The sequence below is a fragment of the Qipengyuania sp. MTN3-11 genome (assembly GCF_042851825.1).
GTDB lineage: Bacteria > Pseudomonadota > Alphaproteobacteria > Sphingomonadales > Sphingomonadaceae > Qipengyuania.
In genome coordinates, this window is sequence record NZ_BTGM01000001.1 from 74320 (window position 1) to 94567 (window position 20248).

Annotated in this window: 18 protein-coding genes; 6 read left to right on the forward strand and 12 right to left on the reverse strand. The window is 64.7% G+C overall.

The genetic code is table 11. The features are described from left to right. Nucleotides 1-48: 48 nt before the first annotated feature. The 3 genes from ACGHN1_RS00400 to ACGHN1_RS00410 form a co-directional block, all read right to left on the reverse strand. Nucleotides 49-1113 (reverse strand): glycosyltransferase family 4 protein, encoded by a 1065-nt coding sequence (locus tag ACGHN1_RS00400; protein WP_390547345.1) that lies wholly within the window; start codon nucleotides 1111-1113, stop codon nucleotides 49-51. Next, nucleotides 1113-2018 carry a UDP-2,3-diacylglucosamine diphosphatase gene (locus tag ACGHN1_RS00405; protein WP_390547347.1) on the reverse strand — a complete coding sequence of 302 codons (906 nt, stop codon included), beginning with the start codon at nucleotides 2016-2018 and terminating at the stop codon, nucleotides 1113-1115. The genes ACGHN1_RS00400 and ACGHN1_RS00405 overlap by 1 nt, the downstream gene beginning before the upstream one ends. 99 nt (nucleotides 2019-2117) lie before the next feature. After that, nucleotides 2118-3137, reverse strand: coding sequence for an NAD(P)H-quinone oxidoreductase (locus ACGHN1_RS00410; RefSeq protein WP_390547349.1), 1020 nt, complete (start codon nucleotides 3135-3137; stop codon nucleotides 2118-2120). 80 nt (nucleotides 3138-3217) lie between these two features. On the opposite strand from ACGHN1_RS00410, the gene ACGHN1_RS00415 reads away from it, so the two are divergent. The 6 genes from ACGHN1_RS00415 (at nucleotide 3218) to ACGHN1_RS00440 (ending at nucleotide 11160) form a co-directional block, all read left to right on the forward strand. Continuing rightward, the gene (locus ACGHN1_RS00415; RefSeq protein ID WP_390547351.1) at nucleotides 3218-3418 is read left to right on the forward strand and encodes a DUF1192 family protein; all 201 of its coding nucleotides are present in this window, start codon (nucleotides 3218-3220) and stop codon (nucleotides 3416-3418) included. A 154-nt stretch (nucleotides 3419-3572) separates the two neighbouring features. Then, nucleotides 3573-5948 (forward strand): ATP-dependent Clp protease ATP-binding subunit ClpA, encoded by a 2376-nt coding sequence (gene clpA, locus ACGHN1_RS00420; protein ID WP_390547353.1) that lies wholly within the window; start codon nucleotides 3573-3575, stop codon nucleotides 5946-5948. A gap of 132 nt (nucleotides 5949-6080) precedes the next feature. Next, nucleotides 6081-6998, forward strand: coding sequence for an ABC transporter ATP-binding protein (locus ACGHN1_RS00425; RefSeq protein WP_390547355.1), 918 nt, complete (start codon nucleotides 6081-6083; stop codon nucleotides 6996-6998). Continuing rightward, entirely contained in the window at nucleotides 6995-8479 is a 1485-nt protein-coding gene (locus tag ACGHN1_RS00430; RefSeq protein WP_390547357.1) for an ABC transporter permease, read from the forward strand. Before ACGHN1_RS00425 ends, ACGHN1_RS00430 begins: the two co-directional genes overlap by 4 nt. A gap of 66 nt (nucleotides 8480-8545) precedes the next feature. Beyond that, the gene (locus ACGHN1_RS00435) at nucleotides 8546-9553 is read left to right on the forward strand and encodes a ligase-associated DNA damage response exonuclease (protein ID WP_390547359.1); all 1008 of its coding nucleotides are present in this window, start codon (nucleotides 8546-8548) and stop codon (nucleotides 9551-9553) included. Between the two features lie 14 nt (nucleotides 9554-9567). Next, entirely contained in the window at nucleotides 9568-11160 is a 1593-nt protein-coding gene (locus ACGHN1_RS00440; RefSeq protein WP_390547361.1) for a cisplatin damage response ATP-dependent DNA ligase, read from the forward strand. Nucleotides 11161-11184: 24 nt separating this feature from the next. Here ACGHN1_RS00440 and ACGHN1_RS00445 read toward each other — a convergent pair whose 3' ends face one another. From ACGHN1_RS00445 to ACGHN1_RS00485, 9 genes are all read right to left on the reverse strand, one after another. Continuing rightward, on the reverse strand, nucleotides 11185-13101 hold the full coding sequence (locus ACGHN1_RS00445) for a polysaccharide biosynthesis protein (protein WP_390547362.1): 1917 nt from the start codon (nucleotides 13099-13101) through the stop codon (nucleotides 11185-11187). Nucleotides 13102-13121: 20 nt separating this feature from the next. After that, nucleotides 13122-13682, reverse strand: coding sequence for a sugar transferase (locus ACGHN1_RS00450; protein ID WP_390547364.1), 561 nt, complete (start codon nucleotides 13680-13682; stop codon nucleotides 13122-13124). Continuing rightward, nucleotides 13679-14620, reverse strand: coding sequence for an NAD-dependent epimerase/dehydratase family protein (locus ACGHN1_RS00455; protein WP_390547366.1), 942 nt, complete (start codon nucleotides 14618-14620; stop codon nucleotides 13679-13681). The genes ACGHN1_RS00450 and ACGHN1_RS00455 overlap by 4 nt, the downstream gene beginning before the upstream one ends. A 72-nt stretch (nucleotides 14621-14692) precedes the next feature. Next, complete coding sequence (locus ACGHN1_RS00460; RefSeq protein ID WP_390547368.1) at nucleotides 14693-15394, reverse strand: class I SAM-dependent methyltransferase; 702 nt, start codon at nucleotides 15392-15394, stop codon at nucleotides 14693-14695. A 227-nt stretch (nucleotides 15395-15621) separates the two neighbouring features. Then, a complete protein-coding gene (locus ACGHN1_RS00465; protein WP_390547370.1) occupies nucleotides 15622-16560 on the reverse strand; it encodes a glycosyltransferase family 2 protein in 939 nt (312 codons plus the stop codon). Continuing rightward, nucleotides 16557-17705: a glycosyltransferase family 4 protein gene (locus ACGHN1_RS00470; protein WP_390547372.1), complete on the reverse strand. Its 1149-nt coding sequence runs from the start codon at nucleotides 17703-17705 to the stop codon at nucleotides 16557-16559. Before ACGHN1_RS00470 ends, ACGHN1_RS00465 begins: the two co-directional genes overlap by 4 nt. Further along, nucleotides 17705-18793 carry a glycosyltransferase family 4 protein gene (locus tag ACGHN1_RS00475; RefSeq protein WP_390547374.1) on the reverse strand — a complete coding sequence of 363 codons (1089 nt, stop codon included), beginning with the start codon at nucleotides 18791-18793 and terminating at the stop codon, nucleotides 17705-17707. Before ACGHN1_RS00475 ends, ACGHN1_RS00470 begins: the two co-directional genes overlap by 1 nt. A gap of 85 nt (nucleotides 18794-18878) precedes the next feature. Beyond that, nucleotides 18879-19028 carry a hypothetical protein gene (locus tag ACGHN1_RS00480; protein WP_390547376.1) on the reverse strand — a complete coding sequence of 50 codons (150 nt, stop codon included), beginning with the start codon at nucleotides 19026-19028 and terminating at the stop codon, nucleotides 18879-18881. 150 nt (nucleotides 19029-19178) lie between these two features. Continuing rightward, nucleotides 19179-19994, reverse strand: coding sequence for a metallophosphoesterase family protein (locus ACGHN1_RS00485; protein WP_390547378.1), 816 nt, complete (start codon nucleotides 19992-19994; stop codon nucleotides 19179-19181). Nucleotides 19995-20248 lie beyond the last annotated feature (254 nt).

The window sequence follows — 20248 nt, forward strand, 5'->3', positions numbered from 1 at the left end:
ACGATCTAGGCGCAAACCCGCCTGCGGGCAAGTCTTCAGGCTGCCTCGTCAGGCGGCGGCGGGCTCGGCCTCGGCCAGGCCGTCGAGGAACTGGCCGGTCGCCGCCTCCCAGCTGAAGGTCGCACCGTAGGCGGCGCATTGGTCGCGGTCGCAATAGAGTGCCGCGTCGATGGCGCGCTCGAGATTTTCCGAAAGCGCCCCGGTCGCCTCGGTGACGATGTCCCGCGGTCCGGCGACCGGGAAGGCGGCCACCGGGGTGCCGCAGGCCAGCGCCTCGATCATGACCAGGCCGAACGTATCGGTGCGGCTGGGGAACACGAAGACGTCCGCCCCGGCGTAGTAACCCGCCAGTTCCGCACCCGACTTCCGCCCGGCGAAATGAGCGTCGGGAAAACGGGCGCGCAGGCTTGCCAGCGAAGGTCCGTCTCCGACCACCACCTTGCTTCCGGGGTAGTCCGCGGCGAGGAATGCCTCGATGTTCTTCTCCACCGCGACCCGGCCGACGTAGAGCTGTATCGGGCGCGGCAGATCGGCATATTCGGCAGGCGGGGCAGCGCGGGGCGAGAAACTGGCCAGATCGACCCCGCGGCTCCAGCGATGGAGGCGATCGAGACCGTGACCGCGCAATTCCTCGCTGACGCTTTCGGTCGCCACCAGAACCCGCCGGGCGGGCTTGTGGAACCATTCGATATAGCGCCAGAACCAGCGCGCGGGCAGATGGGTGCGCCTGGCGAGGTAATCGGGAAACTGCGTGTGGAAGGCGGTGGTGAAGCGGATTCCGCGCCTCCGGCAGTAGCCTCGCGCCGCCATGCCCAGCGGGCCCTCCGTCGCGATGTGGATCGCATCGGGGCGAAAGTCGCGCAAGAGCCTGGCGACGGCCCCGGGCCGGGTGACCGCCAGGCGGATTTCGGGGTAGGTCGGGCACGGCATGCTCGCGAACCGGTCGGGCGAGACGACCATGACTTCGTGGCCCTGCGTGCGCAGCAGGTTGCAGGTGCTGGTCAGGGTGCGGACCACTCCGTTGACCTGGGGCAGCCAGGCATCGGTAACGATTGCGATCCGCCGCGGCTGCGAACGGCACTTTTCGGCCCCCGCGACAGGTTGCATCAGCATCACGCGGCTTTCGCGAGCCCGGCCTTGTGCGCGGTGTCGAGGGCTTGCTCGGCCTCGCGGCGCGCCATCTCGTCCGGCCAGTGAAGCAGTTCCATCCGTCCGTCGAAATGTTCGACCAGCGCGTTGCAGCCTTCGACCCAGTCGCCATCGTTGTAATATGCGACCGGGCGGCCCTCGTGTTCGAAGCTGCGGATCTCGGCGGTGTGGATGTGACCGCAGACGACGCCGTCGACCCCGCGCTCGCCCGCGGCCCGGGCCACGACCTCCTCGTATTTCGAGATGAATTCGACCGCGTTCTTGACCTTATGCTTGGCCGCCTTGGAGATCGACCAATAGGGCAGGCCCAGCGCCTTGCGCGCCGCCGCGACCCAGCCGTTCAACTGCATCATCAAATGGTAGAGCGCATCCCCGACGAAGGCGAGCCAGCGGTGCGCGAGCATGATCGTGTCGAACTCGTCGCCGTGAAGCACCATCAGCCGCCGCCCGTCGGCGGTGTCGTGAAAGGCCGCGCGGCGAATTTCAACGCCGCCGAAGTTCATTCCCGAAAAGGGCCGCACCATCTCATCGTGATTGCCCGGGATATAGACGATCCGCGTGCCGCGCTTGGCACGCTTGAGGATTCGCCAGACGATGTCGTTGTGTTCGGGCGGCCAGTAGAACTTCTTCTTCAGCCGCCAACCGTCGATGATGTCGCCGACCAGGTACATGGTTTCGCTGTCGGTGTGGTCAAGGAAGTCGATCAGAAGCTGCGAATTGCAGCCCTTGGTGCCCAAATGGACATCGCTGATCCAGATCGTGCGAAAACGCCGCCGCTCGCCGATCGTCCGTTCGGGAATGGACGCCTCGATCGGCGGAAACCCGGCGACATTGGTGAATTCGGAAAGGTCTTTCGGCAGTTCGGTCATGGCATTCGCTCCATCCGACTTGGAGAATGCCATGGCGCACCAATGTTACAGGGGATTCACAGCGCGGTTACCGATCCGCGTCTTTGCGACGGTTCGGAGTCAGGCCGATTCGAACCCGGGCATCGCCAGTACGATCTTTCCGATGTGGTCGCCCGCCTCCATTCGCGCATGGGCCGCGCCGGCTTCCGAAAGGGGGAAAATCTCGTCCATCACCGGCCGGATCGTTCCATCCTCGAACAGCGGCCAGGCGTGGTTGTAGATCTCGTCCGCCAGCAGCGCCTTGAACTCGTCGGGCCGGGCCCGCAGCGTCGAGCCGGTCATCGTCTGGCGGCGCGACATCAGCTTGGCCATGTTGATCTCGGCCTGCATCCCGCCGAGCACGGCGATGGTCACGTGGCGCCCGTCCTCGGCCAGGCAGTCGAGGTTGCGCTGGACGTATTCGCCGGAAACCATGTCGAGCACCACGTCGGCCCCGCGCCCCTCGGTGAAGGCGCGGACCTCCTCGACGAAATCCTGCTGCTTGTAGTTGATAGCGAGGTCGGCACCGATCTCGCGGGCGGCGGCGCATTTGTCCTCGCTGCCGCAGGTCACCGCGACCCTCAGCCCAAAGGCCTTGCCGAGCATGATCGCCATGGTCCCGATGCCGCTGGTTCCGCCGTGAACCAGCAGCGTCTCGCCGTCGCGCGCCCAGCCGCGCTCGAAGACGTTGTGCCAGACGGTGAACAGCGTCTCGGGCACCGCCGCCGCCTCCGCCATCGCCATATCGCGCGGGACATGGAGGCAATGTTCGGCGCGGGCGAGGCAGTATTCGGCATATCCGCCCCCGGTAACCAGGGCGCAGACCTTCCGGTTGAGCAGTTCGGGAGCGGCCCCTTCCCCCGTGGCGACAACGGTTCCCGAGATCTCGAGCCCGGGGATCGGTGAGGCCCCGGGCGGTGCCGGATAGAAGCCCGTGCGCTGGATGACGTCGGGCCGGTTGACCCCGGCATGGCTGACCCGGATCAGAACCTGTCCCGGGCCGGGTTCGGGCACCGGGAGCGTCTCGGGACGCAGCACGTCGGGTCCGCCGGGGGTATCGAAACCCATCGCGGTCATGGTCTGCGGCAGCGTGTCGGCCATGCAACTCCCCGAAAAAGAGAGGCGCGTGTAACGCGCGCCGCAATTGACAGCAAGGACGCGCGGCGGGAGAATGCGCATCGATGGACGCCGACGATCTGCCGCGCCCGAAAGGCGATGCCGCGAGCAAGCTCGCCGCCGAGGATCTCGGACCCTATTCCCAGGACGAACTCCAGGATCGCATTCGTCTGCTCGAGGACGAGATCGCCCGGGTCGAAAAGCACCGGCTCAAGGCAGCCGCCCATCGCGACGCGGCAGACGCGCTGTTCGGACGCAAGGAATAGGCCGATGCGGGGCTTTCGATCCGATCGCCGCGGACCCCGCCTCGAAATCGCCGCAATGCTTCCTATCTTCGTTCAAGATAGCGATAGCACCGCGTTCGATTCCGACAGTGCCCGCTACGGTCGATCCCCGGCCCGACATCACGAAAGTCCCTGAATGCCCAGCTTTGCCGCCAATCTCGAAAAGACCCTCCACCAGGCGCTCGCCGACGCTTCGGAACGGCGCCACGAATATGCCACGCTCGAACATCTGCTGCTCGCCCTGATCGACGATCAGGATGCGGCCCAGGTGATGGGTGCCTGCGGCGTCGACATCGACGAGCTGGGCGCGGCGGTGCGCCAGTATCTCGAGCAGGAATACCAGCAGCTCAAGGCCGACGACGAGGCCGATCCCCAGCCGACCGCCGGTTTCCAGCGCGTGGTCCAGCGGGCGATCCTTCACGTCCAGTCCTCCGGCAAGGACACGGTTACCGGTGCCAACGTACTGGTCGCCCTGTTCTCCGAGCGCGACAGCTATGCGGTCTATTTCCTCCAGCAGCAGGACATGAGCCGGCTCGATGCGGTGAGCTACATCAGCCACGGCATCGGCAAGGGCGGCAAGCAGCTCGAGGCGAAGCCGGCACAGGGCGCCGAGGATGCGCAGCCTGAAGCCGACGAGAAGGACGGCGGCAAGGGCAAGAAGGAAACCGCCCTTGACCAGTTCACGGTCGATCTCAACAAGAAGGCGGAGAACGGCAAGGTCGATCCGCTGATCGGCCGCGGTCCCGAAGTCGACCGGACGGTGCAGATCCTCTGCCGCCGGTCGAAGAACAATCCGCTCTATGTCGGCGATCCGGGCGTGGGCAAGACCGCCATCGCCGAAGGCCTCGCCCGCAAGATCGTCGAGGGCGAGGTGCCCGACGTCCTGTCGGAAGCGGTGATCTATTCGCTCGACATGGGCGCGCTGCTCGCCGGCACGCGCTATCGCGGCGATTTCGAGGAACGGCTGAAGCAGGTCGTGAACGAGCTCGAAGGCATGCCGCACGCGATCCTGTTCATCGACGAGATCCACACCGTCATCGGCGCGGGTGCGACCAGCGGCGGGGCGATGGACGCCTCCAACCTGCTCAAGCCGGCGCTGTCGAGCGGCGCGATCCGCTGTATCGGGTCGACCACCTACAAGGAATTCCGCAATCATTTCGAGAAGGACCGCGCCCTGCTGCGGCGCTTCCAGAAGATCGACGTCAACGAACCGACGGTGGAGGACACGATCAAGATCCTGAAAGGGCTCAAGACCGCGTTCCAGGATCACCACAAGGTGACCTACACCGCCGATGCGCTGAAGACCGCCGTCGAGCTGTCGGCGCGCTACATCAACGACCGCAAGCTGCCCGACAAGGCGATCGACGTGATCGACGAAGTCGGCGCGATGCAGATGCTGGTGCCGCCCAGCCGCCGCAAGAAGAAGATCACCGCGCGCGAGATCGAGGCGGTGATCGCGACCATGGCCCGCATCCCGCCCAAATCGGTCAGTGCCGACGACAAGAAGGCACTCGAAAACCTCGAGCGCGACCTCAAGCACGTCGTGTTCGGTCAGGACGCGGCGGTGAAAAAGCTGTCCACCGCGATGAAGCTTTCCCGCGCCGGCCTGCGCGATCCGGACAAGCCGATCGGCAGCTTCCTGTTTTCCGGCCCCACCGGCGTCGGCAAGACCGAGGTCGCGCGTCAGCTCGCCAGCATCATGGGGATCGAACTCAAGCGTTTCGACATGTCCGAATATATGGAACGCCACTCGGTCAGCCGCTTGATCGGCGCGCCTCCGGGCTATGTCGGCTACGATCAGGGCGGATTGCTGACCGATGCGGTCGACCAGAACCCGCATTGCGTGCTGCTGCTCGACGAGATCGAGAAGGCGCACCCCGACCTCTTCAACATCCTGCTGCAGGTGATGGACAACGGCCGGTTGACCGATCACCACGGCAAGACGGTCGATTTCCGCAATGTCGTGCTGATCATGACGACCAATGCCGGGGCCGCCGACATGGCGCGCAGCGGCATCGGCTTCGGCGACGTCAGCAAGGAGGATGCGAGCGAGGAAGCGGTGAAGCGCATGTTCACCCCCGAGTTCCGCAACCGCCTCGATGCGATCGTGCCCTTCGCCTATCTGGGCAAGTCGACGGTTGCACGTGTGGTCGACAAGTTCATCCTCCAGCTCGAACTCCAGCTGGCCGAACAGAACGTCGACATCCAGTTCGACAAGGAAAGCCGCGCCTGGCTCGCCGACAAGGGCTACGACCGGCTCTACGGTGCGCGCCCGATGGGCCGGTTGATCCAGGAACGGATCAAGCAACCTCTCGCGGAGGAACTGCTGTTCGGAAAGCTCGCCGATGGCGGCGAGGTTTCGGTGACGATGAAGGACGGCAAGCCGAGCTTCGAGCTGACCCCGGCTCCGCCCAAGGGAAGGGCGAAGAAAGCGCCGAAGAAGAAGGCGGCGCCCAGAAAGAAGCCCGAGGCCGACGCCAGCGAAGGCGCTGGCGACGACGTCAAGAACTGACGGATCGGTCCTTGCGGACACGAGCGGAAGGGCCGGCGTTCGTCGGCCCTTTTCGCGTCCTGGTCCGCACCGGCCTTGTTTCCGTGGCCAGCAGCCCATAGGCCCCTCGATCACGCATCAGGGGCGGGGTCGATGGCGGTTCTCGAAGTAACGGATCTCACCAAGCGCTTCGGCGATGTGCTGGCGGTGGACGATCTGTCCTTCGCCGTCGCGCCGGGGGAAATCTTCGGTTTCCTGGGCGGCAACGGCGCGGGCAAGACCACGACGCTGCGCATGGTGCTCGACATCATCCGTCCGACTTCCGGAACTATTTCGGTGCTCGGCAGTGCACCCGACCGGCGCAACGCCGCCGCGATCGGTTTCCTGCCCGAAGAGCGCGGCCTCTATTCCGGCATGAGCGCGATCGACACCATCGTCTATTTCGGCAGGCTCAAGGGGATGGATGCCGCGACGGCACGTCAGCGCGGGATGGAACTGCTCAGCCGTTTCGACCTCGGCGATAGGGCCAAGAGCGACATCGGCGACATGTCCAAGGGCATGGCGCAGAAGGTCCAGCTTGCCACCTCGCTGGTCAACCAGCCCGATTTGCTGATGCTCGACGAGCCGTTCAGCGGACTCGACCCGGTCAACCAGGGCTTGCTCGAGGAGGAAATCCTGCGCGCCTCGCGACGCGGCGCGGCGGTGGTCTTCTCGACCCATGTCATGCAGCATGCCGAGCGGTTGTGCGACCGGCTGCTGTTGCTGCGCAAGGGCCGCAAGCGTTTCGAAGGCACGCTGGAGGAAGCGCGCGCGCAACTGCCCGCCAGCCTCGTCGCGATGGCGCAGGCCGACATGGACAAGCTCCCCGGCGTCGCTTCGGCCAAGCCGCTGGGTCAGCCCGCCGAGGGCTGGCAGGAATGGGACGTGAAGCTCGACCCCGGCGTGGCGCCCGGGGCCGTGCTCGAACATTGCACCGCCAGCCGCATCGCCCTGCGCCGGTGGGACGAGCGGCGCGCGAGCCTGCACGATGTCTTCGTCCAGCTCGTCGGCGGCGAGGGAGTGGAGAAATGATGAACAATATCCTCCTCGTCGCACGCCGCGAGTTCAAGCAGATCCTGGCGATGAAGAGCTTCTGGCTGACGCTGCTGATCCTGCCGGTGGCGCTGGCGCTGGGGCCGATCCTGGGCGAGACACTCGAGGATGACGAGGCGACCCGCGTCGCGGTGATCGATCGCTCGGGCGGCAGTGCTGCCGCAGCGCTCGAAGCCCGCTTCGCCTTCGAGGACGACAGGGAAACGCTGCGCAGCCTGTCGCGTTACGTCCAGCGCTACGATCTCGAGGCCGCCGATCCGCAGGCGCCCTGGGCACAGCACGATCGCTGGTACACGCCCGCCGACGTCGTGGGCTTCCGCCAGGCGGGCGGCGTGGACGGCGCGCTGGAGAAGATCGACTCGGTGAAGCCCGAGGGCGTCCCGGAGTTCGAGGCCGATCCTCCAACCTATGCCTTCGTGGATGAACCGGCGCAGCTCGATGGGCTCGGGGGCGAAGCTTTCGCCGATGCCGCTCAGGGCCTCTTCGACAGCGACAGCGACGATGCGCCCGAGATCGTCGTCCTCGTGGGGGCGAATTATCCCGCCGATCCGCGCATCGGCCTCTATTCGGCGAACCAGCCGCGCGCGAGCTTCGTCACCACTATGCAGGAAGTGCTGACCGGCGACCTGCGCACCCGGCTGCTTGCCGAGCGCGGCATTTCCGGGGCGGAGGCCGCCGCGATCCAGACCGCCGCGCCCGCCATCTCCGTAACCACGCCGCCGCCCGGCGGGGGAGCGCGCGAGGCGCTGCTGGTGCGCTCCATCGTCCCGCTCGCCCTCGCCTATATCCTGATGATGAGCCTGATGCTGTCGGGCAGCTGGATGCTGCAGGGATCGGTCGAGGAACGGTCGAACAAGCTGCTCGAAAGCCTGCTCGCCTGCATCACGCCCGAAGAGCTGATGTACGGCAAACTGCTGGGAGCGCTGACCGTCGGGCTGCTCATGATAGCGGTCTGGGCCGGCTGCGCGGCGGGGGCCGCCTATGCGACGCAAGGGGTGATCTCGGACATGATCCGCCCCGCGCTCGAGCCGGTCTCCTCGCCCGGAATCATCTTCGCGATCCTCTACTTCTTCATCGCCGGCTATGTCCTCATCTCGGCGCTGTTCGTCGCGATCGGAGCGATGGTGGATTCGATGAGCGAGGCGCAGGGCTACATGATGCCCGTCCTGCTCGCGATCCTGCTGCCGATCACCTTCCTGCTCCAGGCGGTGATCGCCGGGCGCGAGGAGCTGATCGTGCAGGTTCTGACCTGGGTCCCGCTATGGACGCCCTTTGCGGTGCTCGCGCGTCTGGGGATGGGGATCGAGACATGGGTGCTGTTCGGCACCGGCGCGCTGCTGGCCGTCACCATCGCGCTGGAGATGGTCTTCATCGGCCGGCTGTTCCGCGCCAGCCTGCTCGCGACCGGGCAGAAGCCGACGCTCAAGCGGATGTTGGAACGCTTCCGCACCGCCTCGTGAGGCGCTGAGGGGAACGGGGCACGCTCCACGCGGGAACGCATCGGCCCCCACCTGTTTGAATCGGGGATGGCGGCCGCCCCCTTCTCCTGGATCAAACCCGAACCGTGGGGCATCCATGTCGTCCCGGCCGACGCGTGGGTCGACCCCTCGCGCCCCGTCGACCGCGCGCTGGTCACGCACGGTCATGCCGACCACGCGCGCGGCGGACACGGCCAGACCGTCGCCACGCCGGAAACGCTGGCGATCATGGACCTCCGCTACAACACCCGCGAAGGCGCGACGCCGGTCGAATATGGCGAGACGATCCGCCTGCCCGGCGGGGTCGATGCGACCTATATTCCGGCGGGTCATGTGCTCGGCAGCGCGCAGATCCTGCTCGAACATGCGGGCGAACACGTGATCGTCACCGGCGACTACAAGCGCCGGGCCGATCCGACCTGTCCTCCCTTCGAAGTGACTCCCTGCGACATCTTCATCACCGAGGCGACCTTCGGCCTGCCCGTCTTCACGCACCCGCCGATCGCAGAGGAGATGGCCAAGCTGCTCGATCGGCTGGCCGCGCATCCCGACCGTTGCGTGCTGGTCGGCGCCTATGCGCTGGGCAAGGCGCAGAGAGTGATCGCCGAGCTGCGCGCTGCCGGGCATCACGCGCCGATATACCTCCACGGCGCGATGGAGAAGATGTGCCGGCTCTACGAGGACCACGGCGTCGATCTGGGCGAATTGCGGATGGTGATGGATTACAAGAAGGAGGACATCCGCGGCCATGTCGTCGTCTGCCCGCCCTCCGCACTCAACGACCGCTGGAGCCGCCGCCTACCCGATCCCATCACCGCGATGGCCTCGGGCTGGATGCGCGTGCGCCAGCGTGCGCGGCAGCGCAATGTCGAGCTGCCGCTGGTCATCTCCGACCATGCCGACTGGAACGAGCTCACCCGCACCATCGAGGAGGTCGGCGCGCAGGAAAACTGGATCACCCACGGCCGCGAGGATGCGCTGCTGCGCTGGTGCCAGCTGACCCAGCGCCGCGCCCGCGCGCTGGCGATGGTGGGCTACGAGGACGAAGATGACTAGGCGGGGCAGGTAGCGTGGAAGAATTCGCCGCCCTGATCGATGCGCTGGTCTACACCCGCAGCCGCAACGAGAAGCTGCGGCTGATCGCCGAATACCTGCGCGCGACGCCGGACCCGGACCGGGGATGGGCGCTGGCGGCGCTTTCGGACGGTCTCGATTTTCCCGCGGTGAAGAGTTCCACCATCCGCAATCTGCTCAAGGACCGGATCGATCCAGTCCTGTGGACGCTCAGCCGCGACTTCGTCGGCGACACGGCGGAAACGGCGAGCCTGCTGTGGCCATCGCCGGCAACCGATCCCTCGCCACCCACCGTTTCCGAAACGGTCGCGATGCTTTCCGGCATGAACCGCAAGAGCGTGTTCGCCGAACTGCCCGGCCTGCTCGACCGGCTCGACCCTTCGGGCCGCTACGCGCTGCTCAAGCTTGCTACCGGAGGCATGCGGATCGGCGTCTCCAGCCGCCTCGCCAAGACAGCCTTCGCCCAGGCTTTCGAGGTGGGCGTCGACGAGGTGGAGGAATATTGGCACGGGCTCCAGCCGCCCTATCCGGAACTGTTCGACTGGGCGGCGCATGGAAAGCCGCCGCCGGACATCGCCAATCTGCCGACCTTCCGCCCCTTCATGCTCGCCCACCCGCTCGAGGAAACGGTGGTGGATCTCGCCGACTACGCCGCGGAGTGGAAGTGGGACGGCATCCGCGTGCAGCTGGTGCGTGCCGGAGACGAGACTCGCGTCTATTCACGCTCGGGCGACGATATTTCGGCAACCTTCCCCGAGCTGCTCGACGTGCTGCCTTTTCCCGCCGTGCTCGACGGCGAACTCCTGGTGCGCGGCGCTCACCAGGGCGGAGAAGAAGGCGGCGCGGCGAGCTTCAATGCGTTGCAGCAACGATTGGGCCGCAAGACCGTGAGCAGGAAGATGCTGACCGAGGCGCCCGCCTTCGTCCGGCTCTACGACGTGCTGCTGCTGGAAGGCGAGGATCTGCGCGAACTGCCCTGGACCGCCCGTCGCGAGCGGCTGGAACAGCTCATCGAACGTCTGCCGGACACGCATTTCGACCTCAGCCGCGTGGTCGAGGCGCGCGATTTCGAGCATCTCGCGCAGATCCGCGAAGGCAGCCGCGACGATGCGATCGAGGGGCTGATGCTGAAACGCAGGGACAGCCCCTACATCGCCGGCCGGCGCGTGGGCTACTGGTACAAATGGAAGCGCGATCCGCTGCTGGTCGACTGCGTGCTGATGTATGCCCAGCGCGGCAGCGGCAAGCGCTCGAGCTTCTTTTCCGACTATACCTTCGGTTGCTGGGACGGCGATCCCGACGAAGGCGCCGAACTGCTGCCGGTGGGCAAGGCCTATTCGGGCTTCACCGACGAGGAGCTCAAGAAGCTCGACCGGCATGTCCGCAGCAACACCGTCAACCGCTTCGGCCCGGTGCGCGAAACCGACAAGAGCCTGGTGTTCGAAGTGGCGTTCGACAGCGTCCACGAGAGCAAGCGTCACAAGAGCGGCCTCGCCATGCGCTTCCCCCGCATCCACCGCATCCGCTGGGACAAGCCGGTCCACGAGGCCGACCGGGTCGAGGCGCTGCGCGCGCTGGTGCGGGATTGATGCGTCCCGTCGAGAACGGGTCGATCAGGTCGGTTGCGAAGCCGTGCCGCACTCGACGTCCGCTATCGCTCCACTCTGCTGATAACCTTCGACGACTTCCTTCACGATCGCCATCACTTCGCCCTCGTCGCTGTTCAAGAGCGCGGCTTCGAGAGCGGTTAGCTTAGCGGCCAGATCGATAGCTGGATCGAGAGGTTCGTTGGCCTTGAAAATGCGGGGGTGTTCGGTTTCTTCCGACTGCGAGCCAATCAGAAGTTCTTCGTACAGCTTTTCTCCGGGCCGCAGGCCGACGTAGGATATCTCGATATCGCCGGACGTTTTCTCGCGGTTCATGACCGAAAGATTCGAGAGTTTTATCATCAGCTTGGCAAGATCGCCTATGCGAACCGGGTTGCCCATATCGAGCAGGAACGTGTCGCCACCGCGCTGCGACATGGCGGCCGCCTGGAGAACGAGCTGCGCCGCTTCGGGAATGGTCATGAAGTAGCGCGTCATTTCCGGATGCGTGACCGTCACCGGGCCGCCCGCCTCGATCTGCTCCTTGAACAGCGGGACCACCGACCCGGTGGAATTGAGGACATTGCCGAACCGGACCGACGAGAACCGGATATCCGGATATCTGTCCACCAAAGCCAGGATCGCCAGCTCCGCCAACCTCTTCGATGCACCCATCAAATTCGTCGGTCTGACGGCCTTGTCCGAGGAAATGAGAATGAAATCGCTGACGTCATGATGCACCGCGATTTCGCCGACGTTCTTCGTCCCGAGGAAGTTGTTTTTCATGCCTTCGAGATAGTTCGCTTCGACGAGGGGGACATGCTTGTAGGCGGCGGCATGGAAGACAGTATCCGGCCTGTACTGGCCGAAAATGGAATCCAGCCTACCCTTGTCCCTCACCGAGGCAAGTATCGGAACGATCTTGGTCCGTTCATGGGCTTCCGCAGTCCTGAGCTCCCTGTCGATCTGATAAAGCGCGGCTTCGGATACTTCGACCAGGATCATGGAGTGGGGTTGAAGCGCGAGGATCTGACGCGCGAGTTCGCTTCCGATCGAGCCGCCCGCGCCCGTGATGAGAACGCATCGACCTGCGATCGGCCTCTTGAGAAGCTCCCAGTCAGGTTCGACGGGTTGTCGGCCAAGCAGGTCTTCGATGACGATGGGACGGATCTCGCTGACCAGGACTTTGCCGCTGGCGAGATCGTTGAGGGCGGGGACGCTGCGAACGGCCACTGGACGTTTGCTCAGCCATTTCACGATCTCGCGTCTGCGCAACCGTGTCGCAGAGGGCAGGGCCAGCAGGACTTCGGCGACCTGGTGCTTCTCGATCAGCCCGTCGAGGTGCTTGCGGGACAGCACGGGCAGGTGCTCGATATGACCGCGATACAGCGATGCGTCGTCATCGATGAAGCCGACCACCCGAACATCCCGATTGATGCGCAAGGAACGCGCCAATGCACGACCGGTATCGCCCGCCCCGTAGATCACGACCGCCGGGGGGGACGCCGTCCCGTCGAACCGCCGGTAACGCTGGCCGAGGAGGTAATGCGCGAAGGCGCGGCTCGCACCGATACCGATAAACAGGATGATCGGCTGGATGATGCCCAGCGTCCTCGGAACGCCCGGAAGCCCCCAGAACGTGAAGATCAGGCTGTACAGGGCCGTGTAGACCAATCCTGCGCGTGCGAGGAGAAGCGCGGAAGACAGGGCCGCATGGCGGAAGATCGCGCGGTATAGCCCGCCCGTCACGAACAGCGGTATGGCGATGAGAAGCGCGCACAAGACTGCCCACACCATGTCCCCGGTGGGGACTCTCCAGACCCCAAGCCGTAGATAGAGGGCAGCGTAGACCGACCAGACGATGATTGCCGAATCGAGAAGAAAGGCCAAGGTTTGCTTGACCACTCTGGGCAGGGCAAGCAGCTCCCCGACCAGCCTGTCCATCTTATGTCTGAGAAAATTGCTCAATGGGAAACACCCTTGCGCCCGAGCGCCCTGAGAGCGGTGAGGAAGATGATCTTGAGATCGAACAGCATTCCCTTGCGCCTCAGATATTCGCTCTCGAACTTCACTTTTTCTTCGATCGACAGTTCATCTCTGCCGTTGATCTGGGCCCAGCCCGTCAAACCGGGCCTTAATAAATCCACCCCCGCAGCGCGCCGCAATTCCATGAGATCGTCCTGGTTGAACAGTGCGGGGCGGGGACCGACGAACCCCATGTCCCCGCGCAGGATGCTCCAGAGCTGGGGCAATTCGTCGAGGCTTGTACTGCGAAGAAATCCCCCGATCGGGGTCAGCGCCTGTCGCGCATCCTGCAGCAGATGAGTCGCAACCACCGGCGTGCCCGTCCGCATCGTTCTGAATTTGGGCATTGCGAACGGCTTGCCGCCCTGGCCGATCCGTTGCGACCAGAACAGGATCGGCCCACGCGAGGTCGCGGCGACAAAGCCTGAGATTATAGCGATCGGAACGATAAGCACCATCGCGAGGGCGAGCGCCAAGACGAGATCGGCGGCGCGATTCATGTGTTCGTTGCCACGAACGCGGCGGCAGTCTGCGCGAGGCCTTCTTCCACCGTGTGGGGCGGGCGCCAGCCCAGATGCCGGTTCGTGGCATCGGAACTGATCTGCAGATCTCCGATGAGCCGATCGGCCAGGTTTCGCCCGCCAAGCACCCCGAGCGTCTTCGAAAGGAGGGCTTGCGGAACGGGTAGCAGCACGCTTCGCGACCCGAGCGCATCGCGCAAGATGCGCAGCATCCTTGTCGTCGAAACATCGTCGCCGTCGCTGACGAGGAATGTTTTCCCGGCCACGTCGCGAGCCGTCGCAATCGTCAGAAGGATGTCGCAGAGGTTACCTATCCCGATCAGACTGCGGCGATTGTCTATCGCACCCAGGGGCAGCGGCAGACCACGCGATAGCCAACGCATCATGCGATGTAAATTCGCTCCGACGCCGGGCCCGTATACCAACGGTGGGCGGACAATCACCACCTCCAGACCACTTCGCGCCGCAATTTCCGCGAGCCGCTGTTCGGCTTCCCATTTGCTCACCCCGTAGGGATCTTCCGGCGATGGCCGGTCGTCGGCGCGAAATGGTCGCCCCCGGGTGGTCGACTCTCCGTTCACCTTGATCGAACTGAGAAACACCATGCGACGAACGCCTGCGCGCGCGGCTCCTTGCGCCAGCGCTGCGGTCGCCTCGGTGTTGACCCTGCGATAATCCGCGAGGGGATCGGCGGATCTGTCTTCCATCTGATGCACGCGTGCCGCGGCATGGATAACGGTGTCGCACCCCGCCAGGATTGCTGCCCAGTCGGGTGGAGCGGCGATATCGCCGATTTCGGTGTCGCCCGGTCCGCGTGCGCGGCGCACCAAGGGGCGCACGGGATAGCCTCGCGCCTCGCATTCCGCGACGAAATGTCTTCCGACGAACCCGCCGGCGCCCGTGATCGCGATCGTCATCGCGCGGGCTCCATAACCCAGCGCCGCGAAGCCATGTCCGAACTCGAGCGGATGCGAGCGTATTTGCACGGTTTAGTCATGCGAGAGGCTCTGCGCTCCGGCATAGGCTGCGACGATGGCCTCGTCCGACCTGGGGACGCCGGCCTTCTCGCCCAGTAAATAGGTACAAGACGCCCCGTCCAGCGCCGCTGGCCGGTTTCGGATCAGGTAGTCGATGTATTTCAGCCAGCCGAAGACCCATCGTACGGCGGCCTTCGTGACCAGCCGGGACCGCCGCCCCGGCGCGAACGAAAGGAAAAAGTGTTCGAGCGCCCAAACGAGCGCGGTAGCCGGCCCGGCAACAAGGCCGCATTCGACAGGGGTGAATTCCCTGAGGAGACGCTGGTGTCCAACCGCGGAATACCGCGTGAAATCGTAGGCGCCTTCGTGGACCTGCTGCATGAAGGGAAGCTCGGAATAGACGTGACCGCCCACCTTCACCACACGCGCGATTTCGGCCGCGACCCGCTCGGGATACATGACATGTTCGAGCACCGCGGTGGTGACCACGGCATCGACGCTGGCATCCTGGAACGGCAAGTCGTGCGCATCGGCGAATATGTCGACATCGGCACGAACATCGATGTCTGTGTAGATAATCCGGACGTCGCGATCGCGGCACAAGAGACGGTCGAGATCGGCCCGCTGGGTGCCTCCGCCGACTACGACTACGGTGGCCGTACCCGCGGTTGGCAGCAGGCCTCGCAACCGGTCGAGAACCCATTTGCCCGCCATGTTTACGGAAGGGTCCGGCGCGATCCGGCGCCCGCCGCGAGGGGGTGCCGGTGCGGGACCATCATCGCGATAGATGGCTGGAGCGAACAGCGGATTGTCGGGCCGCAGAAGAACCGGACGCCCACCGCTGCGCGGGTATACCACGCCGCACTGGTCGCAACGGAGCGGATCTTGCTGGGCGATCGTGCCCCGGCGGCACGCTACGCAGAGAAGAGGGGGGAAATCGCTCACCGATCCTTGCTCGCCAGTACCCGTGGAAGCGCTTCCCACAGCATCCGGTATGCTTTCAACGTGTTGACTGCATCGGCGCGGCTGCCGCGCACCGCCGAGCGCGCCAGGCGGACCCACGGCTCTACAATCAGTGTCGCAGCGGCGACTGCCCAGGCTCCTACGCGGCCGAAATGCTTGAAGGCGTAAACCAGCCGGCTCTGGTTGGCATAGAACAGGCGGTGCGCCTTGACCTGCGAACTCGTTCCGCCACCGACATGCAAGCTCGGCGCTCCGACCAGGTAATAGGTCCCCCAGCCGGCCTGAGCCACACGTTGCGACAAGTCCAGATCTTCGAGATAGACGAAGAAGCGTTCGTCGAAGCCGCCCAGACTTTCGAACACCTCCCGCCGGATCAGGTAAAAGGCACCGATGACGTGCTCGACATGCCTGCTCGATCTGTGGTCGAATTCGCCCAACATGACCGGACGGAATATGCCGGGCGCGAGCGAGGTCAAGCCGAGAGCGGTCGCGACCAGCGTGCTCGCGGTCGGAAACCGGCCGCAGTGCCGCTGAACCTCGTGGTCCGCACCCAATAGCTGAACGCCGCAAATGCCGTCCGAGGTGCCTCGCTCGGACTCCAAGTGCTCCACGGCGTGGTGAAGGCTACGGGGGCCGATCTGTGCGTCGGGATTGAGGAACAGGAGGTAAGGAGCGCTGCCGCGCGCCGCGCCGCGATTGCAGGCTCGCGCGAAGCCGAGATTGCTACCCGCCCTGTCGATGATCAGTGGCAATCCATCGTCCGAAAGTCTGGCCGACCCATCGGTCGAACCATTGTCGACCACGACCACGCTCGCTGCCAGATCCCCTGCCTCGCGGGAAATCGAGGTCACGCACTCCCGAAGAAGCGGGCCAGCGTTCCAGTTCACGATGACGATATCGACGCTCGCCGCGCTCATCGGGTCGCCTCGCCGGCTTGTTCTTTGATCAGGAGCTCGGTCATCGCGCGGTTCCAATCACGCGCGTCGAAGCGCTCTTCTGCGAATTCGCGGCTGCGGGCACCCATGCTGACGATAAGGTCAGGATGCTCGACAAAGCGCGTCATCGCCTCCGCCAATGCATCGGGAGAGCGGACCGGAACCAGAAACCCGTTGCGACCGTCCTGCACCGTCTCGCGACACCCGACCGAATCCGTGGTAATGATCGCGCGGCCCAATGCGGCGGCCTCTTGCGAACTGCGTGGCACGCCCTCACGATAGTAGGACGGCAGGACGAAGACGCTCGCCCCGGCGACCCATTCGGGCACGTTGTCGACGTGGCCCGGCCATTCGATGACCCCTTCATCGACCCAGCCGATCAGCTCCTCCAGTCCCACGCTGGTCGGATTCGCGTCGCGATCGCCCAGCAGCACGAACCGGGTCTGCGGATGCACCGAGCGGACCTTTCGCGCCGCGGCGATGTATTCGCGCACTCCCTTCTGCCAAAGCAAACGGCCCATCATCAGGAAGGTGACAGGCGAAACCGGGGCCGGTGTCGGCCTAAGCTGCGTCAGATCGACGCCGATCGCGCCGAGCATCGCGACCTTGGCGGGTTCCACCAGCCGCATGTCGGCGAACAATGCCGCGTCTTCTCGATTGAGAAAAACCACCCGGTCGGCTGCCCGCAATCCGAGCCGGAATAGCACCTTGGCGACCGCGCTCAGCATCTTGCGCTTCAAGGTGGCGCGCTCTCCATCCTCGGTAAAGAGATAGCCAAGCCCCTCGATCATCGCGACGCGCCGGGGAATCCCGGCAGCTCGCGCTGCCAGCGATCCGAAGATCGCCGGTTTCACGAAATACGACAGAACCACATCGACGTTGCTTGCGGCAAGTTGCCTTTTGAGACGCCAAAGGTCCGCCGCATCGCGAAACGGCCGAATCCCGGCCCTATCGAGTGATATGTCCATGACCTCCGCACCGGCCGCGCGGGTGCGCGCGCGCAGATCGTCGGTCCAGTCGGGCGCCATCGCGATCACCTCGTGCCCGCGCTCGCACAGGTATCGGATCAGCGGTCCCCGAAAGTTCGGTATGCTCGATGCCCCGCTGGTGATCATCGCGATCCGCATCAGGCCACCTTTCCTCCGTTGCCCAGTATATTGCCGAACTTTCGCAGGATCACCGGAGCTGCGGCTGCGATCGAATATTCATCCTCCACCCTGCACCTCGCGGCGGCACCCATCCTTTGCCGCAGATCGGCATCGCCTGCGAGCTCCTCTATCGCATCGCTCCATGCGCGCGTATCCCTGGCCAGACGCCCCACCGTATCGGTCACGATGCGGCTGTTCACGCCTACCGGCGATGCGATCACCGGCTTTCCAGCTGCCATATACTGGATCAGCTTGTAACCGCACTTCCCCCGTTCGAACGGGTTGTCGGGAAGCGGCATCACGCCGATATCGATGCCGCTCAGCAATTCGCCTTCCTGCTCTTCGGACCAAACGAGATTGTCCTGAGGGATCGCAAGCCCTTCGATCCCATTCGCACCGATGGTGACCAGCCTGAGCGGGAGACGGTCGGCAAGGCCGTTGAGCGCCGCGACGACCGGTGCGAGATACCGGGCATTTCGCGGGGTTCCGATCCAGCCGATGCGGATGCATCCATCGTCTGGCGGGGCCTTTATCGGGTACCGCGCCGGGTCCACAACCGTCGGAACGATCGCGACGTCTCGAGCGCCTGCCCGGACAACGTAGTCGGCGAGATACTCGTTGCCCACGATCACGCTTGCGCTGTTGGCAATCAGCGGCCGCAACTTGTCGCCCAGCAGAGCGCGTATCACTGCCGATCCGCTTTGGTCGTAATTGTGGAAGATTGCATCGTCGAAGTCGAGCACATAGGGTGTGCGGCCGCCCCAAACCTGCCGCTCGGCGATGGCTGGCAGGAACGGAAAGACCTCCTTTTCGATCCAGAAAACATCCGCAGTGCTGCGCGACAGGGTGCCGAGACGCCGCGCCACCGACCGCAGCGCCTCGGCCTTGCCCTGACGGCCATGGGCGAAGAACCGCTCGAGGTAACGGTCGGAAAAGAAGGGCTTGGTTTGGGTGTCGAAACCGGCTGCATGCAGCGCCGGAACAAACTGGCTCATGCGCAGGCGGCTGCTCGGTCCGAGATCCGAATAGCGCGGCAGCAACAAGATTTGAGGATCGGGGCCAGCCATGTCATGCATTCTTGATGTTTCTGGTGTCACGCTCGCCAGTAAGGGCGACCCGTCGCAGAATTCGCAATTCTAGTCTTGAAGACGGTCAGGCGCTGACGGGATCATCGCCAACATCGTCGCCGACGAAGACGATGACAGCCGTGCCGATGGCGATTGCAACGGCAGGCAGGAGGTAACTTGTTCCTCCACCTTCGACCTCCGGATCGACGGCTCGCGAGGTGTCGGTCTGCGCCAAACTCGGGACGGCGATGAGGGCCGCGGCCGCGGCAAGGAGAACAGGGGCTGTAACAGGGAGTTTCATTCCGTCACCGTTAGTCACCTTTGGCCCGTCGAGCCAATGTATTCCGTCCAACCTCGGACCTGAGGCGTGGTTTGCTAGCCGCACTCAAGCCATCTCGGTCTCGTTATGCTCGATTGCGATCGTGCCGTCGACGGCATCCTCGACGGCTGCGACGAAACGCCGATCGGTCTTTTCGAGCGCCACCGCGGTCAATCGCCCGCTGCCATAGGCGCCGGTGTCGATCCCGATGCGATTCGAGCGTATCTCGACGCGATCCGTGATCGTGTGGCCGTGCACCACCATGTGGGAATGGGGCTTTCGATGCGACAGGAAAGGTTCGCGGATCCAGTAGAATTCGCGGCCCGATTGCTCCTCAATCGGTACCCCCGGACGTATCCCGGCATGGACGAACAGATAATCTCCGATCGCAATCCAGTCTTCGAAGCCGCGTATGAAATCGAGATCGGCCTCCGGTAGGACCTGCGGAAGCATGGCGAGAAGTTCGTCGTTCGTTGCTGCGTCGTAGTCGTCCCGGTCCACTCCGTAGCTCAGGAGCATTTCGCGACCGCCATAGCGCATGTATTCGCGCAGCACCTCCTTCGATTCCAGCGCACGCAACAACATTTGCTCGTGGTTGGCCATCAGAACCCGTACATCGCGCCGCTCCTTCCAGTTGCGCACGAAGGCGATCACGCCCGCGCTGTCGGGCCCGCGATCGATCAGGTCCCCCAGCAGGATGACGGTGGTTTGCGCGGGCTCCTGCTGGGCATCGTCCGCTTCGATTGCACGCGCCAGTTCGCGCAGCAGATCGAGGCGACCATGCACGTCACCGATCGCGTAGACACGGCGGCCATCGGGAATCGAGGGGGGAGGGGACGCTTCGGCGCCAGGCCGGACGAGGCGAGCCAGTTTGGAAAGCATGGCGCGCGCCCCTAGCCCGTCGGAATGAACCTAGGCAGAACTTCGTCGCGGCATCGAAAGGGATTTCCTCGCCCCCCCCTTCATTCCCGGTCCCCATTCATCCGGGAAGGTCGACGCGACGCCCGCACCCGGACCAACTGGCCACTGGCGGCGGTGAACGCTTCGGAAGCGGCCGATCGGCCTGCCGGGGGGCGCCGGAAAAAACTCGTTCTTCGGCTTGCTATCGGCCTAACCGTCGGATAAGCATCGCGCCA

Excerpts from the sequence above, each read along its gene's own strand:
- ACGHN1_RS00460 (WP_390547368.1), bottom strand. The coding sequence starts at position 15,394 with ATGGCGGGCAAATGGGTTCTCGACCGGTTGCGAGGCCTGCTGCCAACC.
- ACGHN1_RS00415 (WP_390547351.1), top strand. The coding sequence starts at position 3,218 with ATGGACGCCGACGATCTGCCGCGCCCGAAAGGCGATGCCGCGAGCAAG.
- ACGHN1_RS00435 (WP_390547359.1), top strand. The coding sequence starts at position 8,546 with ATGGCGGCCGCCCCCTTCTCCTGGATCAAACCCGAACCGTGGGGCATC.
- ACGHN1_RS00475 (WP_390547374.1), bottom strand. The coding sequence starts at position 18,793 with ATGGCTGGCCCCGATCCTCAAATCTTGTTGCTGCCGCGCTATTCGGAT.
- clpA (WP_390547353.1), top strand. The coding sequence starts at position 3,573 with ATGCCCAGCTTTGCCGCCAATCTCGAAAAGACCCTCCACCAGGCGCTC.
- ACGHN1_RS00400 (WP_390547345.1), bottom strand. The coding sequence starts at position 1,113 with ATGCTGATGCAACCTGTCGCGGGGGCCGAAAAGTGCCGTTCGCAGCCG.
- ACGHN1_RS00405 (WP_390547347.1), bottom strand. The coding sequence starts at position 2,018 with ATGACCGAACTGCCGAAAGACCTTTCCGAATTCACCAATGTCGCCGGG.
- ACGHN1_RS00465 (WP_390547370.1), bottom strand. The coding sequence starts at position 16,560 with ATGAGCGCGGCGAGCGTCGATATCGTCATCGTGAACTGGAACGCTGGC.
- ACGHN1_RS00450 (WP_390547364.1), bottom strand. The coding sequence starts at position 13,682 with ATGAATCGCGCCGCCGATCTCGTCTTGGCGCTCGCCCTCGCGATGGTG.
- ACGHN1_RS00470 (WP_390547372.1), bottom strand. The coding sequence starts at position 17,705 with ATGCGGATCGCGATGATCACCAGCGGGGCATCGAGCATACCGAACTTT.
- ACGHN1_RS00410 (WP_390547349.1), bottom strand. The coding sequence starts at position 3,137 with ATGGCCGACACGCTGCCGCAGACCATGACCGCGATGGGTTTCGATACC.
- ACGHN1_RS00485 (WP_390547378.1), bottom strand. The coding sequence starts at position 19,994 with ATGCTTTCCAAACTGGCTCGCCTCGTCCGGCCTGGCGCCGAAGCGTCC.
- ACGHN1_RS00445 (WP_390547362.1), bottom strand. The coding sequence starts at position 13,101 with ATGGACAGGCTGGTCGGGGAGCTGCTTGCCCTGCCCAGAGTGGTCAAG.
- ACGHN1_RS00430 (WP_390547357.1), top strand. The coding sequence starts at position 6,995 with ATGATGAACAATATCCTCCTCGTCGCACGCCGCGAGTTCAAGCAGATC.
- ACGHN1_RS00425 (WP_390547355.1), top strand. The coding sequence starts at position 6,081 with ATGGCGGTTCTCGAAGTAACGGATCTCACCAAGCGCTTCGGCGATGTG.
- ACGHN1_RS00455 (WP_390547366.1), bottom strand. The coding sequence starts at position 14,620 with ATGACGATCGCGATCACGGGCGCCGGCGGGTTCGTCGGAAGACATTTC.